This is a genomic window from Listeria sp. Marseille-Q6474, assembly GCF_946902005.1.
Lineage (GTDB): Bacteria > Bacillota > Bacilli > Lactobacillales > Listeriaceae > Listeria > Listeria innocua.
Genome location: NZ_CAMPPS010000001.1, coordinates 392,760 through 416,477, shown reverse-complemented (window position 1 = coordinate 416,477; position 23,718 = coordinate 392,760). Strand labels below are relative to the sequence as shown.

Here is a 23,718-nt window from a genome sequence, read left to right as displayed (position 1 = left end):
GAATCCTCGCATAGAAAATATGCAAGGATTCTTTTTTTTGATATAATAACTAAGAATAAAAGGAGGGTACAATGATGGCAGAAAAAATGAACGTAGAAAGTTTTAATTTAGATCACACCAAAGTAAAAGCGCCTTTTGTTAGACTTGCTGGAACAAAAGTTGGTGTGCATGGGGATGAGATTTATAAGTATGATGTTCGCTTTAAGCAACCGAATAAAGAACATATGGAAATGCCTGCACTGCACTCTCTAGAACACTTGATGGCTGAACTTGCCAGAAACCATACTGATAAATTAGTCGATATTAGTCCAATGGGCTGTCAGACTGGTTTTTATATGTCATTTATCAACCATAATGATTATGATGACGCTTTAGAAATTTTAGCTACCACTTTAACGGATGTATTAGCTGCCGATTCTGTTCCAGCATGCAATGAAGTACAATGCGGTTGGGCAGCGAGTCATAGTTTAGAAGGTGCCAAAGAGCTTGCAGAAGAATTCTTAGCGAAACGAAGCGAATGGAAAAATGTCTTTGGTGAATAAACGGAAAAATCTCTCTATGTGAATAGGGAGTTTTTTTCTTAGTAGAGACCTTTCGCGGGATATACTTGTTTTTTTGAAAGCGTATTCCGCCAAAAAGTCACACTTTCGCCATATTTTATGATTCGTTTACTACTCAATAAAATACTCTTCCAAGGCTCATTACTAAGCCATTCCTCTTGGCTAGCATAGTTCTTTTTTAATTATATGATTAATATATCGTGGAATGTTCACAATTTGTCCATTGGTATTTGGTCTATACCGGACTATAATTTACATTGTTAAGACGAGCAGACAGCCGTTTTAGACGATTACATTTGTAATTAATCTAAGTACAGAGAGGAACAACAGCATATGTCGATTAAATCTAAAATTATGAAAGTCGGGATTTGTAGTGTCATGGTTATGGTACCACTTTCTCAAGTTTCTTTACCTAGTTTTGCCGCAGAAGAACAAGGATTACAAGCAAGTCAAGATGTAGTAAATATTCCAGATCCAGAACTAAAAAAACAATTAAACGAACATATGATGAAACCCGCTACTGCTGATATTACAGAGGATGAAATGAGCAGGTTAGAGAGTGTTTCATTGGATGGGGAAATTACTAATTTAACAGGTTTAGAATATGCAAAGAATATTACGAGACTATCATTCAATAATATGAATATATCTTATGACATAGTAACAAAATTTCCTGAACTTAAAACTTTAAGTATCAAGGGTAATAATGTTACCACTGATAAAATCCCTAACCTAAATAATATGACTAATTTAGTAACTTTAAATTTATACCAAGCAAATCTTGACAATTCGGTGTTTACTAAAATTAACGAGATTCCCAATTTGAAAGATCTTAATATAAGTTATAATAACCAAATAACTAATATTGCTTCATTAAAAAGCCTGCCTAATTTAACCAATTTAATGGCTATATCGTGTCAAATTGACGATTTCGGAGGGCTTGCAGAGTTTCCAAAATTACAATCTTTTATTGCTAATGATCAAAGATTTGAAGATGAAGCAAGCAAGAATATTAAGAGTAGCGAGCTAACATTTAATGAAGCAGAACAAACGTTATTTATTCCATTTAAAATTTTGGATAAACAAACGATTTATAACTACGATGGAACCATTTTACAGTACGATACAAATCCTGCTAATTTAATGATTGAAGTAGATTGTGGTTATGAATTTACGGATGCTAAAACTTCCATTTCACAAGAAGGTGTGACACTAAAGAATTTTTCCAAAGAAAACTATGATAGTATGGGAATGTTATATATGGTTGCTGCTTTCGATGGAAATAACATTGCAACACCACCAAATTTAGCCAATGGAACGTTTAATATAACAAATATTCTTTCTGGCGGATTATATAATGTCGATCATTCCGTAAGTATTGAAGCAGACGATAATGTATCTTATACGCAAGGACAAACCGTTACACCAGAACAATTCTTAAAAGATATTAATGCAAGTGCCAATGGTGGAACAATTACAAGCGACTTTGCAGATAAAGTAGATTTCTCTACACCAGGAACTTATACAGTTACTTTAAATGCATCTAATTCAGCTGGTTTAACGGCTGATCCAGTACAAGTAACCGTTACTATCGTTGAACAAACAGTGATTACTGCAGAAACAGAAGTTAGTTACAATATGAATGACGCAAAAACAGAAGCTGAATTTTTAACGGATATTAATGCTGTAACGAACAATAGTGCTGCGATTACGACAGACTTTGATACAGTTGTTGATTTAACAACAGCTGGTGAATATACAGTTACACTAAATGCAGGAACAGCGAAACAAAAAGCAACACCATTTAAAGTTACTGTTAAAGTTGTAGATCCAACACCGGCGCCAGATCCAACGCCTACACCAACGCCGGATCCAACACCAGACCCAACGCCAACACCGGATCCTGCATCTGACCCTGATCCATCAAATGATCCAGCGCCAGCAGAAGATCCTGGAACATCTGTTGACTCAACGGATTCAATGGACTCAACCGACTCAACTAATTCAACATCAGAAGATTCAAGTTCTTCTAGTCCGAAAGCTAGTAAAAAAGCTAACTCTGGCAACTCAACATTAGTAACAGCCAGCAAAGCAAGTTTACCAAAAACAGGTGATTCTTTACCTGTAACTGGAGTAGCAGTAGGATTCCTAGTTTTAGGATTAGGCGTTCTAATTGCTCGTAAAAAATAATATACAAAAACTACCCGTTTAATCAGTGAACGGGTAGTTTTTTTGGCTATCAATAGACAAGGTTTAAATATAGTAAACAAAAAAGCTGCCCGGATTAGGGCAGCTTACTATTTTTTCATTACACTTGTTAACATCGCGACATAGGCTTGAGCACCTGATTTAGTTAAATGAACACCATCAGGAGCGAAGTATTGCGACTGACCACTTGACCTTGAATACCAATCAACGACAGTCACGTTTGGACGTGAGGCTGCGTTAGAAATGCTTTTGTTTACTTCATTTTGCCATCCTCTAGGGACTCGTGTGTTGACTAGATAAATAGTTGCTTTATCGAATTGGTCTAATAGTGTATTCAGTTGATCTTCAGTGAAAGGACCGTTTGTGCCGAGTTCTAATATTACTGAGCTGTTTTCGCTATTAAACTTCTTATAACCAGTTGCAGTATTTATAGCATCGCGCAATTGTCGGCCAACTAGACCATCAATTGTTACATTAGGAACTGCTTCTTTTAAGTATGGTTCGATGTCAAGCATTACCGAATCACCAATAGCTACCGTTTGAGTAATCGTAGGGGTTGGAGTTGCAGCTTTATCTTTGTTATCTGGTTGGGTTGGATCATTTTGTCCCGCAGCTTTATTTGTTTCGGGTTCTTTCTTTTTCTCTGTATCCGTTGTTGTTTTTTCTTTTTCTTTCTCTTTCTCTTCTGTTTCTTTTTTGGTTTCTTTCTCAGTATCTTTTGTGGATGTTGTGGTTTTAACGGATGTTTGTTGTTTTTCTGCGTTTGTATTTACAGAAAGAACATTAGTCATCCCAAGCGCAAACACTGCTAAAACAGCTACAAGGCCAGCAATACTAAGCCATTTGCCAACCGGTTTATTTTTCAAGACAAAATAATTTTTATCTTTGAATCCTTTGAAATAATTAATGAAGCCGTTTTTGCGAATAGGTGTTTCAATGAAACGAAACGATAATTCAGCGATAATAAATGTTGCGGCAACTTGCAAGATAGCGCGCCAAATATTGGGCTGCGTGATTTCTAAAACAGGTGTAGTCAAAGTAATAATTGGATAGTGCCATAAATAAATACCATAGGAACGTGTCCCAATCCATCTAAGCGGTTTAAAACTAAAAATTCTGCTTAAATAAGAGGCTGGGTGGGAGATAGTTGCAATCATGATAACACCAAGAATGGCAACTAACAGCAAACCACCGCGGTATAAAAATGGTTGGTATTCACTAACAAACGCTGTAAATAATAGGAAGAAAAGAATACTAATTGTTCCAGCAATATTAAGAGCAGCTTTACTTTTCTTCGGTACAACTGGGCTAAGTCGGTTAAAAGGCCAAACAAAAGCGAGTGCACAACCAGCTAGTAAATCAAATGCTCTTGTATCTGTTCCATAATAAACTCGACTCGGATCAGTTCCCGGGACATATAACACAGTCATTAAAATCGCAGAAAGAAGGCCTAATCCTACAACGATTTTTAAAAGTAATTTAGGATTTTTAACCCACTTGAGGAATACAAGTAAAAACAAAGGCCAAACCATATAAAATTGTTCTTCAATTGCAAGAGACCATAAGTTTTTTAACGGTGATGGGAGTCCAAATGAATCGAAATAAGATACATTATGGAAAATAAACCACCAATTACTTACATAAAAGAATGAAGCAATGGCGTCACCACGTAAGTTTTTTAAAATTTCAGGATGGAAAAACACGGAATAAATCACAACTACTACAATCATCACGTAAACAGCTGGAATAAGCCGTCGAAAACGTCTGAGCCAAAATTGCTTTAACTGCAGTGATTGATTTTTTTCCCATTGTGTTAATAAAATGTTCGTAATTAAATAACCAGATAAGACGAAAAATATGTCGACGCCGATGAATCCGCCTTTAGCCCAACTGAAGTTCAGATGGTAGGCAATTACAGCGATAACAGCGAGTGCTCGAAGTCCATCAATACTCGGAACATATTTTCTACTGTAGCGAGTAGTCCTTTTCAAATTAACATCTCCTATTTGTGATAAATATATGTGTGTAAACTTAGACAGAGATAGTAAAGCCATCTGTTTTTAGCTCCATACTATAATACCATAGATAAAACAAGAAGTAATTTAAAAAGCTGAAATTATACATGGATTTTAAAAATTTGAGTATATTTACTTATTTTTGTTATAGTAATTATAAGTAAATAGTTTGGGGGGAAGCGATTTGACAGAGATTTATGCTCATAGAGGAAGTAGTGGCACACATCCTGAAAATACATTGCCGGCTATGAAAAAAGCTATAGAAACAGGTGCAGATGGGATAGAATTAGACATACATGTACTAAAATCTGGAGAATTAATCGTAATGCATGACGAACGTGTGGACAGAACGACTAATGGGACAGGATTTTTAAAAGATTTTACATTGCTTGAGGTGAAAAAATTATATACCGCCAAACACTTTTTTAGAAAAGTTCGCGTGCCTACTTTAGAAGAAGTATTTAAATTAGTGAATCACACTGGAGTAAGCCTCAATATTGAATTAAAAACAGACGTCTTTGAATATGAAGGTATTGAGAAAAAAGTGTTAGAATTAGCCAGTCAGTTTCCGAATGTTGAGCGGATGTATTCTTCTTTTAATCCTGATACCCTCATTCGCCTTAGAGAACTAGATAGTGGAGCAAGGTTAGCGCTTATCACACATGGCAATTTAGACAAGGTGCTTCCCCTACATGAAAAAATTCACTTAGACGCGGTTCATCCGCCAATAAAAGCGGAAAACAACCCAATTCTCCAACACATTCCAGCGCGTTTTTGGACAGTGAATAAAGAAGCGGACATAACTCATTTTATAGATATTCATGCAAAAGGAATTATGACTGATTTTCCGGAAAGAGCTGTAGCAATTAAAGAGAGTAAAACAAGTCTCTGAGCAAAACGCTTTCATTCTAAAAGATTACAAGCTATAATCGAAGTAAGTTAATAATTAAATTGTCTGAGATTCGGAGAGACTGCAAAAGGCGAGCGCAATCGCCTTCATTTGCAGTCTCTTTTTTTGTTTTTTTATAACTTAAAGCGTTTCAGTTCATTGGAATAGTGGAAAAGTAGCAAGAAGGCATAAATCAGACGTAAACAATTTGAAGGGGGCAAACAAAATGGTACAATTATTCTCAGCTTTTGATAGAGAAACCATTGAAAGAAATTTACAAGAAGAAAAATTTGATTTAGTCATTGTTGGTGGCGGTATTACTGGAGCAGGAATCGCATTAGATGCAACTTCCAGAGGTATGAGTGTGGCGCTAGTAGAAATGGGTGACTTCGCAAGCGGAACTTCAAGTCGCTCCACGAAATTAGTCCACGGTGGCTTACGTTACCTACAACAATTTGAAATTAAAGAAGTAGCAGACCTTGGGAAAGAACGCGCTATCGTTTATGAAAATGGTCCACACGTTACGACTCCAGAATGGATGATGTTGCCATTCCATAAAGGTGGAAATATGGGTAAAACAACAGCTTCCTTTGGTATTCGTTTATATGACTATTTAGCAGGCGTGAAGAAAAATGAACGTCGCAAGATTTTAAGCGCCAAAGAAACATTAGCGAAAAACCCATTTGTTAAAAAAGATGGCTTAAAAGGCTCTGGTTATTATGTGGAATACCGGACCGATGATGCCAGATTAACGATTGAAGTAATGAAAAAAGCCGTTGAACTTGGCGCAAACGCAATTAATTATACAAAAGCAGAACACTTCTTATATGATGATAAAAAACAAGTGGTCGGCGTGACTGTAACAGACCGTCTAACTGGCAAAGCTTACGATATTAAAGGACATCGCGTAATTAATGCTGCTGGACCATGGGTAGATAAAGTAAGAAAACTCGACTATGCTACAAATAATAAACACCTTCGCTTAACAAAAGGTATTCATTTAGTTATCGATAAACAAAAATTCCCAATGGAACAAGCGGTTTATTTCGATACACCAGATGGTCGAATGGTTTTTGCTATCCCTCGTGATAAAAAAGTGTATGTTGGTACAACGGATACAGTTTATGATGAAGCAGTAATTAATCCGAAAGCACTCGAGTCTGACCATAATTATGTTATTAAAGCGATCAACTATATGTTCCCAGATGTGCATATTAGCGAAAAAGACATTGAATCAAGCTGGGCTGGCGTGCGTCCGCTTATTTACGAAGAAGGAAAAGATCCTTCTGAAATTTCTCGGAAAGATGAAGTTTGGTTCTCTGAAAGTGGCTTAATCACAATGGCTGGTGGTAAATTAACAGGCTACCGTAAAATGGCTGAAAAATTACTAGACGATGTATCCAAAACATTATCCAAAGAAACTGGTAAAAAATATAAACCAGTACAAACAAAACATTTACCTATCTCAGGCGGAGACATTGGTGGTTCAGAACAATTAGAAGCATTCCTTTCGAAAAAAGCGAAAGAAGGAAATAATCGTTTCGGTTGGACACTAGAAGAAGGTCGCGAAATTGCTAAACGGTTTGGTAGTAATATTGATCAATTATTTACCTACGCGCAAGAACACAAAGACCAAAATGAAACTACTCTACCAAATAGCCTTTATGCAGAACTTCGCTATTCGATTCAACATGAAGCCGTAACAACGCCGATTGATTTCTTGTTACGCCGTACCGGTTACTTGCTATTTGATATGCCATATTTACTTGAATGGAAAGACGCTGTTGTAGATGAAATGGCCAAACAATTCCACTGGAGCGACGATGTAAAACAAACTTATATAGAAGAATTAAATATCCAAATTAATGATGCCAGAGAACCAGCAGATTGGCATGATAGATAAAAGAATCATAAAAAGAGCGCATTTCTTCCAGATTTGCGCTTTTTTTATGAAAAAAATCATTTTCGCTATTTTCAAGAAACCATTTTCATGGTACATTGATTACAGGCGAAAAGGAGGTTTTTTTTTGAGTAAGATTCCTGTTATCGTCATCGTTGGCCCAACTGCTGTCGGTAAAACAAGTCTTAGTATTACCTTAGCGAAGAATTTTGATGGAGAAATCATTAGCGGCGACTCTATGCAAGTATATCGTGGATTAGATATTGGTACCGCAAAAATCACACCAGAAGAAATGGATGGGATAAAACATTATCTAATTGATGTAACTGACCCAGCTGTTCCTTTTACAGCAGCAAAATTCCAAGCAGAAACAAGGAGCTTAGTTGAATCCATACATAATAGAGGAAAACTTCCAATAATAGTTGGTGGAACAGGACTATATATTCAGTCTGTTTTTTATGATTATGGTTTTGGAAATGCAAGTGAAGATAAGGCTTACCGAAGAGAACTAGATCAATTGGACAAAACGACTTTATGGCAAATGTTAGATCAACTTGATCCAAAAAGCGCAGAACTTATTCATGAAAATAATAAAAGGCGTGTCATAAGGGCTCTAGAAGTGATACATTTGACTGGAAAACCTTTTTCTGAATATCAAGTTCATCATACGTTAAACGAAGCATATCAACCTCTTTTTCTAGGACTTGATTTAGACAGAGAGTTGCTTTATGAACGAATCAATAGGCGCGTAGAGCTAATGTTTGAAGAAGGACTAGTTTCAGAAGCATCGAAACTATATAATGAACATTTAGTCGATGTTCCAGCCATACGAGGTATCGGTTATAAAGAATTATTTACTTATTTTGACGGAAATAGTTCGCTTGAAGAAGCAAAAGAATTAATTCAAAAAAACTCGCGTCATTTCGCGAAAAGACAGTTAACGTGGTTTAGAAATAGAATGGATATTGACTGGATTCAAGCGGGTGTTAGCACAACTGACACTGAAGCAATGGAAAAAGTGAAGACATTTTTAGCATCTAAATAACACTTTTCTGTTTGGTAGTAAGAAATAAAGGGTATTTGAAATTAGCCAACCAATTGCACAATGAAACTACATTGGGGTTTGGGAATTTTTTAGTATAAGATAGAGATTGGAGAGGGAAATTATGAAACAAGGTGGACAAGGGTTACAGGACTATTACTTAAATCAATTGCGTAAGGAAAAAATTCTTGCAACAGTATTTTTAACAAATGGCTTTCAGTTAAGAGGACGCGTTGTAAGTTTTGACAATTTTACCGTACTACTAGATGTCGAAGGAAAACAACAACTTGTATTTAAACACGCAATTTCAACTTTCTCCCCGCAAAAGAATGTCGCTTTGAATCCTGATGCGGAATAAGCAATTCCTTTAAAAGGCAAGAAACTCGTTTTGGCGATGTTTCATGTCTTTTTTTTACACCAAAAATATGCTACGATTAGTTTTGTCTGAAAAAGGGAGATGTACTTGTGGAACGGGAGAAAATAATACTTGTAGGCGTCATATTGCCAAATAAAACAGAAGAAGCTTTTTGGAACTCCATGAGCGAACTCCATAGCCTTGCTAAAACGGCGAACGGGGAAGTTATGGATGAGTTGATTCAAAAATTAGAACGTGTGAGTCAGACGTCCTTCATAGGTTCAGGTAAGCTGATGGAACTTTCAGAGTTAGTGGAAATGCATGAAGCGGATGTCGTTATTTTTAATAGTGAACTTAGTGCTACACAAGTGCGCAATATTTCTAAAATAGTGGATGCCCGAATTATTGACCGCACACAATTGATTTTAGATATTTTTGCGATGCGCGCTAAGTCTAAAGAAGGTAAACTGCAAGTCGCCTATGCTCAGTACAAATATTTACTACCTAGACTTAGTGGACAAGGTGCCTCGCTTTCGAAATTAGGGGGCGGAATTGGTTCAAGAGGTCCAGGTGAGTCGAAACTAGAAATGGATAAACGTCATATCCGCGAAAAAATGCATGATATAAAAGCACAACTGACACACGTCGAGCGACATCGCAAGCGTATTATTGATAGAAGAAACACCCAATCCGTATTTCGTTTCGGTTTAATCGGTTATACGAATGCGGGAAAATCAACCATTTTCAACCGTCTAACAAATGAGACGACACTTGAAGAGGATAAATTATTTGCAACACTCGATCCAACCACAAGAAAAATTCGATTTGAAGGCGGGTTTCAAGCACTTTTAACAGATACAGTAGGTTTTATTCAAGACTTGCCAACAACTTTGATCGCAGCATTTCGTTCTACGTTGGAGGAAACCGCAAATGTTGATGTTTTAATTCATGTAGTGGATGCCTCTGACCCAGATTACTTACAGCATGAAACGACTGTAATAAACTTGCTAGAAGAGCTTGAGATGAGTCACCTTCCAACATTAATTGTCTATAATAAAATGGACAAAGCGCCGTCTACATTCGTACCTGATCGCCCAGAGCACCTACTTATTTCAGCATTGGATCAAGATGCTCCTAAAGAAATAAAACAACGAATGATTGAACTAATTGAGAAAAACTGGACTTTCTTTATAGAAGATTTATCTGAGGAAAAAGGTAAGGAATTAGCGCAACTGAAACAACAAGCATGGATAACAAAGCTTGAATATATGGAAGAAAAAGCATGTTACCGAATCGAGGGTTATCGACCTAGAAAGGAAACTACTAATGACTGAAATTCAAACAATAAGAAAAAAAGTCGAACAACAAATTGCTTCATTACAAAACGAAACTGATGAAATTGCCGAATTTAACCAAGCAAAAGTGCTTGATGCTTTCCAGGAAAATAAAGTAAGTGATTTTCATTTTAATCCATCGACTGGTTACGGTTATGATGACGAAGGGAGAGATACGTTAGAACGCGTGTATGCAAGCGTATTTAAAACAGAAGCTGCTCTCGTTAGACCGCAAATCATTTCTGGTACGCATGCAATTTCTACCGTTCTATTCGGAATCTTGCGCCCAGGGGATGAGTTGTTATATATAACTGGTGAGCCATATGATACGTTAGAAGAAATCGTGGGTATTAGAAGCGAAGGTCAAGGTTCGCTTAAAGACTTTCAAATTGGCTACGATGCAGTACCGCTACTAACAAATGGTGAAATAGATTATCCGGCAGTATCTAAAAAAATATCCCCTAACACAAAAATGATTGGTATTCAGCGTTCTAGAGGTTATGCAGATCGACCTTCTTTTACAATAGAGAAAATAAAAGAAATGGTTACTTTTGTAAAGAACATCAATCCCAATATCATTGTTTTTGTAGATAATTGTTACGGGGAATTTGTGGAACGAATAGAACCGACCGAAGTAGGCGCAGATATTATTGCAGGATCGCTCATTAAAAATCCGGGTGGAGGTTTGGCAAAAACTGGTGGTTATATTGCTGGGAGAAATGCTTTGGTCGACCTATGCGGCTACCGGTTGACGACTCCTGGGATAGGAAGAGAAGCGGGCGCATCGCTTTATAGCTTATTAGAAATGTATCAAGGATTCTTCTTAGCACCACATGTAACTGCTCAAGCAATTAAGGGAGCTCGTTTTACTGCTGCTATGTTAGCTGAATTCGGCGTAGAAGCAGATCCGCTTTGGGATGCCAAAAGAACTGACTTAATCCAGAGTGTATCTTTCCACAACAAAGATAAAATGATTGCTTTTGCTCAAGCAATCCAAGCTGCCTCCCCAGTTAATGCACATGTTTTGCCAATCGGCGCATATATGCCGGGCTACGAAGATGACGTGATAATGGCAGCAGGTACATTTATTCAAGGAGCTAGCCTTGAACTTACAGCGGACGGACCGATTAGAGAACCTTATCAACTATACGTCCAAGGCGGTTTAACATACGAACACGTTAAAATTGCTGTCACTAGAGCAATAGAAAATTCTTTATAAAAAAGTAACATCCATTTTCAAAAAAGTTTTTATTTTTTTACCACGGTAGTTTCTATCGTGGTTTTTTTGTTGTAAAAATGTTGATATATATGGGTTTGTGAGAGATGTTAGATAATCTTACATAAATTTGACAAAACATCTGACGTACATTATAATGCTACTATCATCAAAAAATAATTATGTTTTGAGGGGGAATTGTCGTGAGTGAAAAGGAAATCCGGAGATCGATGCCGCTGTTTCCAATTGGGCCTGTGATGAAGCTAACCGATCTCACCGCTAGACAAATTCGCTACTATGAAGACCAAGGATTAATCCATCCAGCACGCAATCAAGGAAATCACCGTTTGTACTCACTTCAAGACATTGATGTTTTGCTAGAGATAAAAGATTATTTGAATGATGGTCTGAATATTGCGGGAATTAAGAAAATGTATCAAATGCAGCAAAAAGAATCAAAAGAACCTTTGACAGATGATGATGTACGCAAAATACTTAGAAAAGAAATGCAACAAGCCGGCCGCTTTGTAAAACAAGATGCCACAGGAAAACAACAATTACCAAGGTTTTAAAAAGATTAGAAGAGGTATTTACTTTATTTAGAAGTTAATATAAAAAGATTATTTAGGAGGAATTTAGATTATGGCAAAATATACAAAAGAAGACATTTTCCGCTTTGCAGATGAACAAAATGTAAAATTTATTCGTTTACAGTTCACGGATATTCTCGGGATAATAAAGAATGTGGAAATTCCTGTTAGCCAACTAAAGAAAGCACTAGATAACAAGATTATGTTTGATGGTTCCTCCATAGAAGGTTTTGTAAGAATTGAAGAGTCCGACATGTATTTATTCCCGGACTTAGACACATGGGTAGTATTCCCTTGGACAGCTGAAAAAGGGAAAGTAGCAAGAATGATTTGCGACATTTATAATCCTGATATGACACCATTTGCAGGAGATCCACGTGCCAACTTAAAACGTGTACTTAAAGAAATGGAAGAGCTAGGTTTCACTGAATTCAACTTAGGACCAGAACCAGAATTCTTCCTGTTCAAACTAGATGAAAATCGTCGCCCAACACTTGAATTAAATGATAGCGGTGGTTACTTCGATTTAGCGCCAACTGATTTAGGCGAAAACTGTCGTCGTGACATTGTACTTGAATTAGAAGAAATGGGCTTTGAAATTGAAGCTTCTCACCATGAAGTAGCTCCAGGTCAACATGAAATTGACTTTAAATATGAAGATGCGATTACTGCGTGTGATAGCATCCAAACATTTAAGTTAGTAGTTAAAACAATTGCTCGCAAACACGGTTTACATGCTACATTTATGCCGAAACCACTATTTGGTGTAAATGGTTCAGGGATGCATTTCAATATGTCCTTATTTACAGAAGAAGGTAATGCATTCTTTGATAAAGAAGGCGAACTTGAATTAAGCAAAACAGCTTATCATTTCTTAGCGGGTATGTTAAAACACGCTCGTGGATTTACAGCTGTTACTAACCCAACAATTAATTCATTCAAGCGTTTAGTTCCTGGATACGAAGCACCATGTTACATTGCATGGTCAGGTAAGAACCGTAGCCCACTAGTACGTGTTCCTAGTTCTCGTGGATTAAGTACTCGTCTCGAATTACGTAGTGTGGATCCATCTGCTAATCCATATTTAGCAATGGCTGTACTTCTAAAAGCTGGTTTGTCCGGCATTAAAGATGAGCTAACTCCTCCAGCGCCAGTTGACCGTAACATTTACGGCATGAACGAAGAGGAACGTGAAGCAACAGGAATTTATGATTTACCAGAAAGCTTAGGTCATGCTTTAATCGAGCTTGAAAAAGATGACATCATCCGTGATGGCTTAGGTGAACATATTTTCGAACATTTCATTGAAGCGAAAACAATTGAATGTGATATGTTCCGTACAGCGGTTCATCCGTGGGAACGTGAACAATATCTTGAAATTTATTAATATTAAAAAGCTCGTTTCCGACTTGGGAGCGAGCTTTTTTTATGCAATTGAAAATCAAATGTTTGATGTTTTGGTGATTGAGGCATATATTTATAAATGTGCTAGCAAAAGGGATTAATATTTGCTAGGGAAAGGGGCAGGTATGCAGATTACTTTAGCTGTTTTAGTATTCGCCTTAACGCTTATATTTGTTATTTGGCAACCTAGAAACTTGTCGATTGGATGGTCCGCTTGTATTGGAGCATTACTCGCATTATTACTTGGCGTTGTCACTTTAACAGATGTTGTAACTGTAACAGGCATCGTTTGGAATGCAACACTCGCTTTTATTGCAATTATTATTATTTCACTTATTTTAGATGAGATTGGTTTTTTCGAATGGGCAGCGTTACATATGGCAAGGTTAGCAAGAGGGAACGGATTACTCATGTTTGTACTTATTTCTATTTTGGGAGCTCTAGTGGCAGCCCTTTTTGCGAATGATGGGGCAGCTCTGATTTTAACTCCAATTGTTTTGGCGATGGTGCGTGCGCTTAATTTTGATGAAAAAAAGGTGTTTCCCTTTATCATTGCCAGTGGATTTATTGCTGATACGACTTCTTTACCGCTTGTTGTTAGTAATTTAGTGAATATAGTTTCGGCTGACTTTTTCGGCATTAGTTTTTCAAAGTACGCATTAATAATGTTGATTCCGACGCTTTTTTCGTTGGTTGCGAGTATTATTGTTCTTTATATTTATTTTAGAAAAGCGTTACCTAGAACTTATGAAATTAGTGGAATTCGTGAGCCGGCTTCTGCGCTTAAAGATAAAAAAATGTTTCGGATTTCATGGGGAATACTTATCATTCTTGTGATTGGATATTTCTTAAGTAGCTTTTTGGACATTCCAGTGTCATTTATCGCTTTACTTGTAGCGTTTATCTTTTTACTAGTTGGTGGAAAGAGTCATGCTGTTTCAACAAGGAAGATTTTAAAAGGGGCGCCGTTGAATATTGTGTTTTTCTCGGTTGGGATGTATGTCGTCGTATACGGTTTGCAAAACGCGGGAATTACTAAATTATTAGCAGAGGCTATTTCATATATTGCGCATTATGGGCTTTTCGTAGGTACGATTGGGATGGGCTTTATTGCCGCGATATTGTCGTCTGTAATGAATAATTTACCAACAGTTATGATTAATGCACTTGCAATCGATCATACTTCATTTACAGGAGTGATGAAAGAAGCGTTAGTCTATGCAAATGTTATCGGATCTGATTTAGGACCTAAAATAACGCCGATCGGTTCGCTTGCAACATTATTATGGTTACATGTATTGGCTCAAAAGGGTATAAAAATAAGCTGGGGATCCTATTTTAAAATAGGTATCGTGATTACTATTCCAGTATTGTTTATTACACTCGTCGGACTTTATATTTCGCTTCTTATTTGGAGCTAAAAAAACCTGTACAATTTTGTACAGGTTTTTTTACTATGCTTTATAAAGAATATGTGGCTTTAATGGATGTCCGTCCGCTATAGCCGGATGCATAAATGTAGCTACTTTTGTAAAATGGATTTTTTTCATTACTTGTTCTGATGGCTTATTTAACATAGCGGTGAAACTGTAAATTTCATCAATAGTTGTTTTCTGTTTGGCGAAATCGAGAGCTCCTAGTGCGGCTTCGGTTGCATAACCTTGGTTCCATACACTTTTCTTTAAGCGCCAGCCAATTTCGATACAAGGGGTGAACGCAGCTTCAAAAGTTGCTTCATGAAAACCGGTAAAACCAATAAATTCGCCAGTAGATTTTTCTTCAATGGCAAAAAGTCCGTAGCCAAGTGCCGCTAATTCTTGCTGATTTCTATCTAAAAAAGCATTACTTTGTTCTTTCGAAAGTGTAGACGGAAAGTACTTCATTACGACTTTGTCACCGTTCATTTCGCTAAAGGGAACATAATCACTTGCTACATAATCTCTTGCAATTAGTCTATCTGTTTCAAAATAAATCAATATAAAAACCGCCTAACAAAATATAGCTTTTAGTGAATATCTCTATAAAGGCCAATAACTTTGCCTAAAATAGTAACGTTATTTAAGATAATTGGTTCTAGTGCATCATTTTCTGGTTGTAATCTAAAATGATTCGCTTCTTTATAGAAACGTTTACAAGTCGCCTCGTTTTCGTCGGTCATCGCTACAACAATTTCACCATTAATTGCTGAACTTTGTTGTCGAACAATTACTTTATCTCCATCTAAAATCCCGGCATTTATCATACTTTCTCCGTCGATTTCAAGCATGAAGACATTGGTTTCTCCTGCAGCCATATATTCAGGGAGTGGGAAATACTCTTCTATATTCTCAATCGCTGTAATAGGCATTCCGGCAGTAACTTTACCGATGATTGGGATATTGACTACATTCGGCGTCTCTGCTTCATCTTCTAAAGACAAAATTTCAATAGCACGAGGTTTCGTAGGGTCACGTCTAATTAGTCCTTTACCTTCAAGTCGAGCAAGATGGCCATGGACTGTGGAGCTAGATGCTAAACCAACAGCTTCACCGATTTCACGTACGGAAGGTGGATAACCCTTTTCTTTTACTTCTGATTTTATAAATTCATATATATCTTGTTGACGTTTAGATATTTTCATGGTTTCACCTCATTGATTTAATGGTTATTTTATAAATCAAGTATAGCAAAAGAAAATCCAATATGCAAACAAAGGTTCGTTTTTTTATTGACATATGCGAACGGCTGTTCTATAATATAGAAAAGCGAACGTACATTCTTTTTTGGAGGGATTATTAATGACTTTAAAATTAATTTGGGATAAATTTTATGTTTCTATTATATTTGTAATAACTTGTTTAGTTCTAGGAATTATATTGATGTGCACTGTTATTGGGAGTGGCAGTGAGTATTCTGAGGTAGATGTAAATGAAGGGGATTCTATTTGGGCAATTGCAGACCAATATGCAGCGAAGAGCGATATGGCAAAAGCAGATTTTGTATCTTGGGTTGAAAAAGAAAATAACCTTACAGATGGACATGTGAAAGCTGGGGATTCTGTAGTTATACCAGTACACGAAACAAAGTTACAAAGAAGTGATAGCACTATTCAATTAGCAAACCAGTAGAAACGATTTTAGTATCGTTTATGATATAATAAAGAAAGTAGCGATTTAGCTGCTTTCTTATTTTAATATAATGAAGAAAAGGATGAAGTGTGATGCTAGAAAAAGCTAAAATAGATAGAATCAATGAACTTTCTAAAAAGAAAAAAGCAGGGACTCTAACTGCTGATGAAAAAGTAGAACAAGAAAAATTAAGAAAAGAATATATTAAGTCGTTTCGCACTCATATGAAGGGAACAATCGAAAATACTACGATTATTGACCCTAAAGGAAATGATGTAACACCGCATAAAATAAAACAAATGAGAAAAAATAAGAAGTAAAAATTAGTACCAAATGAACATTTTTGCGCAAATGAACAAAAATACCAATCAATTAAGCAATTTAAAGCAATTATTAGTTGTGTTAATTGCTTTTTAGGCTTATTATTAAAAGTAGTTAAAATTATATTGAAGAGAGGATGTTTCATTTGTTCGATAACACAGATAGTTTAGCAGTAAATACAATTCGTACATTATCAATTGATGCAATTCAAAAAGCAAATTCTGGTCATCCGGGATTACCAATGGGAGCGGCTCCAATGGCTTATGCACTTTGGTCTCGCGTATTAAATACAAACCCTAAAAATTCACATTGGTTTAACCGTGATCGTTTTGTACTTTCTGCTGGACACGGCTCAATGCTTTTATATAGTTTATTACATTTAAGTGGTTTCAAATTAGAAATAGAAGACCTTAAAAACTTCCGTCAATGGGAAAGTAAAACTCCAGGTCACCCAGAATATCGTTATACTGATGGAGTAGATGCAACTACTGGTCCACTTGGTCAAGGTATTGCGATGGCTGTTGGTATGGCTATGGCAGAAAGACATCTTGAAGCAAAATATAACAAAGATGGTTTCCCAGTTGTGGATCACTATACTTATGCGCTATGTGGAGATGGAGACTTAATGGAAGGTGTTGCTTCTGAAGCGGCTTCTTACGCAGGTCACCAACAACTTGGAAGACTTGTTGTTTTATACGATTCCAATGATATTTCTCTTGATGGCGATTTAGACAAATCTTTCTCTGAAAATGTAAAACAACGCTTTGAAGCTTATGGTTGGGAACATTTATTAGTTAAAGATGGCAATGATACAGCAGAAATCCTAGCTGCTATTGAAAAAGCAAAACAAAATACATCACAACCTACAATGATTGAAGTTAAAACAGTTATTGGTTTTGGTGCTCCTAATGCAGGTACTAGTAAAGTTCATGGTGCTCCTCTAGGTGACGAAGGTATTTTAGAAGCGAAAAAAGCTTATGGTTGGAACTACGAAGAAAAATTCTTTGTTCCTGAAGAAGTTACAACTCGCTTTAAAGAAACTATTGGAGAACGCGGTGAAAAAGCAGAAGCAGCATGGAACGAATTATTTGCTTCTTATAAAGCGAAATACCCAGAGCTTGCTAAACAATTAGAAGATAGCTTAAATAACAAGTTACCAGCTGATTGGGATGCAGAGCTTCCAGTATATGACGATTCTAAAGCACTTGCTAGCCGTGCTTCAAGTGGTGAAGTTATCAATGCATTAGCTGCGAAAATACCTACTATTTTTGGTGGTTCAGCAGACCTTGCTGGTTCTAACAATACAACAATTAAAACAGATGGTGAATTCACTAAAAAAACACCAGCAGAAAGAAATATCTGGTTTGGTGTTCGTGAATTTGCAATGGGTGCAGCGTTAAACGGTATGGCACTACACGGCGGGTTACAAGTATACGGAGGTACATTCTTTGTATTCTCTGACTATGTACGTGCTGCGATTCGTTTATCCGCAATCCAACATTTACCTGTAACATACGTAATGACACATGATAGTATTGCTGTTGGGGAAGATGGTCCAACCCATGAGCCAATCGAGCAACTTGCAAGCTTACGTGCTATGCCAGGACTTTCTGTTATCCGTCCTGCTGATGGAAATGAAGTAGTAGAGGCTTGGAAACTAGCGATTACTTCGACAGATACTCCACATGTGCTTGTTCTTACTCGTCAAGGATTACCAACTTTACCAAATTCTGCAAAATTATCTGCAGAAGGCGTTAAAAAAGGTGCTTATGTTATCTCTCCAGCTAAAGGTGAGGTTCCAGAAGCAATTATTCTTGCAAGTGGTTCTGAAGTTAATTTAGCTGTTGAAGCGCAAAAAGAACTTCAAGCTCAAGGAACAGATGTATCCGTTGTGAGTGTGCCATCATTTGATCTATTTGCAAAACAATCAGCTGAATACAAAGAAAGCGTCTTACCAAATGCTGTTAGAAAACGTGTAGCAGTAGAGATGGGTGCTAGCTTTGGTTGGGAACGTTATGTTGGTTTAGATGGTAAAGTGATTGGAATTGACAAATTTGGTGCTTCTGCTCCAGGTGAAACAGTTATTAAAAATTATGGCTTTACTGTAGAAAACGTTGTTAATACAGTAAAATCACTTTAATTAAACAAACAGACCGCGTCTAGGATATTTATCTAGGGCGGTCTTTTTTTTATGCTTTTATAGATTGCGCAGGGGTGCCTTTAATGGTATAATTACGAGGTTGTTTGCAGCTTTTATTGATAAATTGATCTAGATGATAAGTTTTCTTGAAAAGTATTGTCTGTTTAATATAAATCAAGTACAATAAAAGAGGATTTTGTTTCAAGGAGGAGAAAAGAGACTATGTGGATTTACATTCTTGTCGGCATTATTTGTTTACTAGCTGGTCTTGCGGGAGGATTCTTTATTGCAAGACGTTATATGATGAGCTATTTAAAAAACAATCCGCCAATTAACGAACAAATGTTACAAATGATGATGGCGCAAATGGGTCAAAAACCATCACAAAAGAAAATCAATCAAATGATGAGCGCGATGAACAAACAGCAAGAAAAAGAAAAACCAAAAAAAGCAAAGAAATAATCTTTTAACAAAGTAAAACCCTTCTATAATAATTAGAAGGGTTTTTTGATTACTTTTTAGTTGCTGAAATAATTAACATCATTGGACGACGATATTCATCTTGCATTTCTGGTAAATTTTTAAGTTCTGGAGCCGGTTCTGGTTCAATAACACTTTTAAGCTCAAAATTATTTTGAAGGAGTGTCTGGATATAAGTTGTAAGGGTGCGATGGTATTTTTTTACATCTTCACCAAGGAAATGGGTTGTTCGAATCGATTCGTTGAAATAGCGATCAACTGGCCAGTGTAACTTATTACCTGTTTCGTCAGTGTACCAATCTTGTCTGCCATCCGCGGTAAAAACTGGATGTTCGACAGAGAAAATAAACTCGCCGCCGGTTTTTAAATTAGTATGGACTTTTTGGCAAATGTCTTGAAAGGAAGCGACATAATGAATAGCAAGTGAACTCATAATAACGTCATACATCTCTGGTTCATTATCCATATCTTCTATCGCTTTTTGTTTATAACTAACTGCATTTGAAGTAGTTTTTTGTTTTGCTTCGGTTAACATGCGCTCAGATAAATCAATTCCAACTACTTTCTTCGCACCATGGTCGGCTGCATAAATACAGTGCCAACCGAATCCACAGCCTAAATCAAGCACTGTCTTTCCATTAAAGTCTGGGAGAAGTTTTTTAAATTCATGCCACTCTCCAGCTGCTGCAAGTCCGTTTTTAGAACGAGGCATTTGACTATATTGTTCAAAAAATTCTTTGTCATCGTATTTATTTTCTTTCAATTTTAATTCCTCTTTTCTTCAATTAATCAGAAGCTTTACTGAATTCTTTATCTAAGAAGAGGTGAGTAAGGCCGCTCACTTGTTTTAAGCGTAAGATTTCATTTGCATCCATTCCAATATTTTTCATAATCCAACTGTCTGACATGCCGCTATCTGCTAATTCGCCAACGATTGAAGACATAAGTTCTACGTTATGGAAACCGCGAGCACGATTATGACGAATAGTAGAAGCTATTCGGTTTACGGTATCTTTTTCTAAAATAACTACTGGTAATAATTCTTTTTCTCTTTCGCGGATCCGTTTAGAAGTCTGCATGATAGTATATCGATGAAACCCGTCTATTATTTCATATTTATCAGAGTTTTCCAAGGGGTAGCAAACGATTGGTTGTGTAAATCCATCTTCCCAAATAGATTTTTCTAGTAGTTTTAGTTCCGTGGCTGGAACAGTATTTGGATTATAATTATTTGCTTGAAGTTTGGTGTAGTGAATGGGAGTGACGTTGTATACTGGGCTTTTATAATTCATTATATCACCTCATAAAATATTATTATATTTCTCTAGTGCATGTTTTCTTTTCTCTAATTCAAGCTTGGTTTGACCAAAACCCATATACTTACAGGTATAATCATTTTTTAAAATAGCGATACACATTCTTTTATATGTTGGAACGCTGGCGAATTCTTTGATTTTCAAGTCATCTGGATATTCTTTGAAGCGAACAATTTCCATGGGATTGGAATATGTACGTTTATTTTGAGGTTTTCCAAGGAAGTCAGCTTGTACATTTAAGTTTTTTAATTCCTCTACGGTTTCTACTTTTAAAGCGCCGCCTTTTTCGGTCCAATAATTAATACTTGTTTTAAATTTTTTTAAATAACGTTCTCTTGTATAACTTGGTAACGTTGTAAGTAAAAACTCCAAATAAGATTTCCATGTGTGGTTTGGAGGTAAATTAATTTCTTTCCATGCCATCGCTGAAGTTCCACCATAAATAGCTGTGAAATTGGCTCCGTTCACGCGACCAACTAATTTAGACCAAAGCGCAGGTTCAATTACGCGATATAACTTAAGACTCTCGGTTGCGGAATCATTGAAAGGGCTAGCGACGCGCATATCGTTTAAAGTTAAACCGGCATGGTAAAACAAATCGTAAATTTTATTGTAAGGCCAATCGAATTTAGCATTTGCAGTCCATATATCTTCTACTAACCAATCATGAATCGGGTAGGCGTTATATATGTTTTTGGAAATTTCAGTAGTCCAATTATAATTTTTATACATGCGTTCTTTTTTATGGATCGCATTATAGCGGTTGAGCGATTCTTGTTGTCGAATACCGATTAAGGCAATGGTTTTTTCAGCTTTATTTTTAGTATGCAGCCAGTGGATAAGTTTCTTGTTGAATTCGTAGTCCCAAATTGTATGGAAATCAAAATCAAAAGGGGCGTTGTCTTCATTTATCACAGATGGATAATCAGGCATTTCTCTTACCCAAATATCTTGTTTTGATTTTTCCCAAGGTATCCAGTGGTCGGTATACATCGAAACTGCGGATTGGGCTGCAATAGGAAGGCAACACCAAAGCGGCTCGATAATATCTAAGTTACTAGTTAAGATTTCAGCTACAAAATCACTCGTCGCTGAATATTGGCCTTCATAGTCCAAATGATATACATAAATTTTCTTTTGAATATTATTTTTTCTTATATAATCAATCATTAAATGAAGCATCACAGCACTATCTTTACCGCCAGAAAATGACACAATGATGTTATCGAATTCGGAAAAAATAACTTCCATTCTTTCTTGGGAAGCATCAAAGACTGTTTTAGAAAGCATCCATAATCACCTCAAAAGAATTTTTTTGTGAGAGTTCTTTTTTAAATTCATGCAATAAACTCGTTTTTTTAGAAATGTTTGAATCAATTAGGTTATCTAGACCAACATTTCCGCTTAAATCATGATAGTAACAGTCTTGTGTTTGGCCGGTGCGGTAAATCCGACGTTCTGATTGATCGCGCTGAGAATAATCAAATGTTTTGTCAAAATAAATAATTTGATTATAATATTGCAAATTAAGCCCGTAAGACGATTTAGCAAAAGTGGTAATTTTTACATTAGGAAACGCTTTAATTAATGCTTCTTCTGATCGCTTATATTTACAAAAAATGATGGTTGTAGCTTCTTTTCCTGCAATTAAAGATTCGACAATAGTGAATTTTTCTGAAGAGAGGCAATAACAATGTTGCATCACTTGGGACATCTCTAGAAAATTAATATTAATTGTGTAAGCAGCTGCTTTTTGAAGGTAATCATCTTTTATTTCATAATATTTTTGCAAAAGTTCGTCGTCTATAGTGAAATCGTGACGAATATAATGCCAATTGACTTTTAATTCAAGCGAAGAAGAGAATGTAAAAGGAGCGATTAATTGGTATAAATACTCTAAATTATGATATTTCTTAATAATGTCCATTGACTGTTGTTTGTTTTTCGATACTTGGGTAATGGTTACATATTCGCAAAATGTTTTTTTGAACTGGGAAAAACTTAAGTTCAATATTTTAGGAGAGAGAAATTCCAGTTGCGACCATAAGTCTAAAATATTTCTGCTTAATGGAGTTCCATTCATGATTAGTCGATAGTTTGCTAATCGAGAAAGTTTAATGGCTCGTTGCGTTCGGAGCGCGTGTTTATTTTTTATTTTTAAACTTTCATCCATAATAATATAGCTGTTAGACGATTTTTTTAGTTTGTCCCGGCATTTTAGATATAAGTGATCTGAGTTGGAAAGGGATTCAATGCCAATAATATCTTGTGGAAATTCATAGCCCCATTTCTTAATCTCATTAGCGAGATTTTCTTTCGTCTGGAATGGCGTGATCCACAAGACATAATCAGGACTTACTTCCTTAATTAATTCGCAAGCTACACGTGTTTTGCCTGCACCGGGTTTCATAAATAAAGCGCCAACATTATATTGTTTAAGTTTCTGTATTGCTTGTATTTGGTTGTCTAATAAGGTCATTTGCAATTATCACATCTTTTTCAATTTTTTTAGGTATATGTGTACGAACTTTGACGATACTATCGTTTATTTTTTTTGTTTGAAAACGTTGCATTATTTCTTCGTTTTCCTGCTTAAAAAGGAGCATCATTGTTGCTGCATCTATACTCTTTTTTTCGGTATGCTTTTTTAATGTAAAAATCCATGTATCTGGAAAATAAAAATAACTATAATCCGGAGAAACAGAAAATACCATTTTTCGCGGCAATAAGAAAAAATAACCCGCATATTCACTATAAGAGGGTATTTCTATAATTGTTTGTTTTTCCCATTCTTCAATTCTTTCGCTATATGTATAAATTTTGTTCCATTTTACCATTAAA

Annotated in this window: 23 protein-coding genes; 15 read left to right on the top strand and 8 right to left on the bottom strand. The window is 36.1% G+C overall.

The genetic code is table 11. The annotated features are described in order from the left end of the window. The first annotated feature begins 74 nt into the window (after nt 1–74). Nucleotides 75–542: an S-ribosylhomocysteine lyase gene (locus OC533_RS02025; RefSeq protein WP_010990926.1), complete on the top strand. Its 468-nt coding sequence runs from the start codon at nt 75–77 to the stop codon at nt 540–542. A 351-nt stretch (nt 543–893) separates the two neighbouring features. Continuing rightward, nucleotides 894–2,750, top strand: coding sequence for a LapB repeat-containing protein (locus OC533_RS02020; protein WP_194323417.1), 1,857 nt, complete (start codon nt 894–896; stop codon nt 2,748–2,750). 107 nt (nt 2,751–2,857) lie between these two features. Here the strand turns inward: OC533_RS02020 and OC533_RS02015 are convergent, their stop codons facing one another. Further along, the gene (locus tag OC533_RS02015; protein WP_194323418.1) at nt 2,858–4,759 is read right to left on the bottom strand and encodes an acyltransferase family protein; all 1,902 of its coding nucleotides are present in this window, start codon (nt 4,757–4,759) and stop codon (nt 2,858–2,860) included. 208 nt (nt 4,760–4,967) lie between these two features. Between OC533_RS02015 and OC533_RS02010 the strand changes: the two genes are divergently transcribed. From OC533_RS02010 to OC533_RS01970, 9 genes are all read left to right on the top strand, one after another. Then, entirely contained in the window at nt 4,968–5,675 is a 708-nt protein-coding gene (locus tag OC533_RS02010) for a glycerophosphodiester phosphodiesterase (RefSeq protein ID WP_185482118.1), read from the top strand. Nucleotides 5,676–5,898: 223 nt separating this feature from the next. Then, on the top strand, nt 5,899–7,575 hold the full coding sequence (locus tag OC533_RS02005; RefSeq protein WP_033533077.1) for a glycerol-3-phosphate dehydrogenase/oxidase: 1,677 nt from the start codon (nt 5,899–5,901) through the stop codon (nt 7,573–7,575). Nucleotides 7,576–7,699: 124 nt separating this feature from the next. Continuing rightward, nucleotides 7,700–8,617, top strand: coding sequence for a tRNA (adenosine(37)-N6)-dimethylallyltransferase MiaA (gene miaA, locus OC533_RS02000; protein WP_194323420.1), 918 nt, complete (start codon nt 7,700–7,702; stop codon nt 8,615–8,617). A gap of 121 nt (nt 8,618–8,738) precedes the next feature. Next, the gene (gene hfq, locus OC533_RS01995) at nt 8,739–8,972 is read left to right on the top strand and encodes an RNA chaperone Hfq (protein ID WP_003719566.1); all 234 of its coding nucleotides are present in this window, start codon (nt 8,739–8,741) and stop codon (nt 8,970–8,972) included. Between the two features lie 107 nt (nt 8,973–9,079). Next, complete coding sequence (hflX, locus tag OC533_RS01990; protein WP_045553005.1) at nt 9,080–10,303, top strand: GTPase HflX; 1,224 nt, start codon at nt 9,080–9,082, stop codon at nt 10,301–10,303. Further along, nucleotides 10,296–11,522 carry an aminotransferase class I/II-fold pyridoxal phosphate-dependent enzyme gene (locus tag OC533_RS01985; protein ID WP_194322271.1) on the top strand — a complete coding sequence of 409 codons (1,227 nt, stop codon included), beginning with the start codon at nt 10,296–10,298 and terminating at the stop codon, nt 11,520–11,522. Before hflX ends, OC533_RS01985 begins: the two co-directional genes overlap by 8 nt. A gap of 200 nt (nt 11,523–11,722) precedes the next feature. Next, nucleotides 11,723–12,091, top strand: a complete 369-nt coding sequence (locus tag OC533_RS01980; RefSeq protein ID WP_003719570.1) for a MerR family transcriptional regulator — start codon at nt 11,723–11,725, stop codon at nt 12,089–12,091. Between the two features lie 70 nt (nt 12,092–12,161). Continuing rightward, nucleotides 12,162–13,496 carry a type I glutamate--ammonia ligase gene (gene glnA / locus OC533_RS01975; RefSeq protein ID WP_003762004.1) on the top strand — a complete coding sequence of 445 codons (1,335 nt, stop codon included), beginning with the start codon at nt 12,162–12,164 and terminating at the stop codon, nt 13,494–13,496. A 142-nt stretch (nt 13,497–13,638) separates the two neighbouring features. Next, complete coding sequence (locus tag OC533_RS01970; protein WP_262265214.1) at nt 13,639–14,934, top strand: arsenic transporter; 1,296 nt, start codon at nt 13,639–13,641, stop codon at nt 14,932–14,934. Between the two features lie 33 nt (nt 14,935–14,967). Here OC533_RS01970 and OC533_RS01965 read toward each other — a convergent pair whose 3' ends face one another. Next, on the bottom strand, nt 14,968–15,489 hold the full coding sequence (locus tag OC533_RS01965; RefSeq protein ID WP_194323421.1) for a GNAT family N-acetyltransferase: 522 nt from the start codon (nt 15,487–15,489) through the stop codon (nt 14,968–14,970). A 29-nt stretch (nt 15,490–15,518) separates the two neighbouring features. Beyond that, nucleotides 15,519–16,133, bottom strand: a complete 615-nt coding sequence (gene lexA, locus OC533_RS01960) for a transcriptional repressor LexA (protein WP_003762009.1) — start codon at nt 16,131–16,133, stop codon at nt 15,519–15,521. Nucleotides 16,134–16,290: 157 nt separating this feature from the next. On the opposite strand from lexA, the gene yneA reads away from it, so the two are divergent. From yneA to OC533_RS01940, 4 genes are all read left to right on the top strand, one after another. Then, a complete protein-coding gene (gene yneA / locus OC533_RS01955) occupies nt 16,291–16,620 on the top strand; it encodes a cell division suppressor protein YneA (RefSeq protein WP_033533074.1) in 330 nt (109 codons plus the stop codon). A gap of 92 nt (nt 16,621–16,712) precedes the next feature. Continuing rightward, nucleotides 16,713–16,940 carry a DUF896 domain-containing protein gene (locus OC533_RS01950; RefSeq protein WP_003771647.1) on the top strand — a complete coding sequence of 76 codons (228 nt, stop codon included), beginning with the start codon at nt 16,713–16,715 and terminating at the stop codon, nt 16,938–16,940. Nucleotides 16,941–17,086: 146 nt separating this feature from the next. Then, the gene (tkt, locus tag OC533_RS01945) at nt 17,087–19,081 is read left to right on the top strand and encodes a transketolase (RefSeq protein WP_185590011.1); all 1,995 of its coding nucleotides are present in this window, start codon (nt 17,087–17,089) and stop codon (nt 19,079–19,081) included. A 222-nt stretch (nt 19,082–19,303) separates the two neighbouring features. Next, nucleotides 19,304–19,543, top strand: coding sequence for a YneF family protein (locus tag OC533_RS01940; protein ID WP_003723442.1), 240 nt, complete (start codon nt 19,304–19,306; stop codon nt 19,541–19,543). A gap of 49 nt (nt 19,544–19,592) precedes the next feature. Here OC533_RS01940 and OC533_RS01935 read toward each other — a convergent pair whose 3' ends face one another. From OC533_RS01935 to OC533_RS01915, 5 genes are read right to left on the bottom strand one after another with little or no spacing between them, the layout of a single operon-like run. Further along, nucleotides 19,593–20,324 carry a class I SAM-dependent methyltransferase gene (locus tag OC533_RS01935; protein ID WP_160463884.1) on the bottom strand — a complete coding sequence of 244 codons (732 nt, stop codon included), beginning with the start codon at nt 20,322–20,324 and terminating at the stop codon, nt 19,593–19,595. A gap of 22 nt (nt 20,325–20,346) precedes the next feature. Then, on the bottom strand, nt 20,347–20,853 hold the full coding sequence (locus OC533_RS01930) for an IbrB-like domain-containing protein (protein WP_003762025.1): 507 nt from the start codon (nt 20,851–20,853) through the stop codon (nt 20,347–20,349). 9 nt (nt 20,854–20,862) lie between these two features. After that, nucleotides 20,863–22,167, bottom strand: a complete 1,305-nt coding sequence (locus OC533_RS01925; protein WP_003771653.1) for a phosphoadenosine phosphosulfate reductase — start codon at nt 22,165–22,167, stop codon at nt 20,863–20,865. Beyond that, the gene (locus OC533_RS01920; protein WP_077904834.1) at nt 22,157–23,362 is read right to left on the bottom strand and encodes an SNF2-related protein; all 1,206 of its coding nucleotides are present in this window, start codon (nt 23,360–23,362) and stop codon (nt 22,157–22,159) included. Before OC533_RS01920 ends, OC533_RS01925 begins: the two co-directional genes overlap by 11 nt. Further along, nucleotides 23,313–23,714 (bottom strand): hypothetical protein, encoded by a 402-nt coding sequence (locus tag OC533_RS01915; RefSeq protein ID WP_185354139.1) that lies wholly within the window; start codon nt 23,712–23,714, stop codon nt 23,313–23,315. The genes OC533_RS01920 and OC533_RS01915 overlap by 50 nt, the downstream gene beginning before the upstream one ends. Between the last annotated feature and the right edge of the window lie 4 nt (nt 23,715–23,718).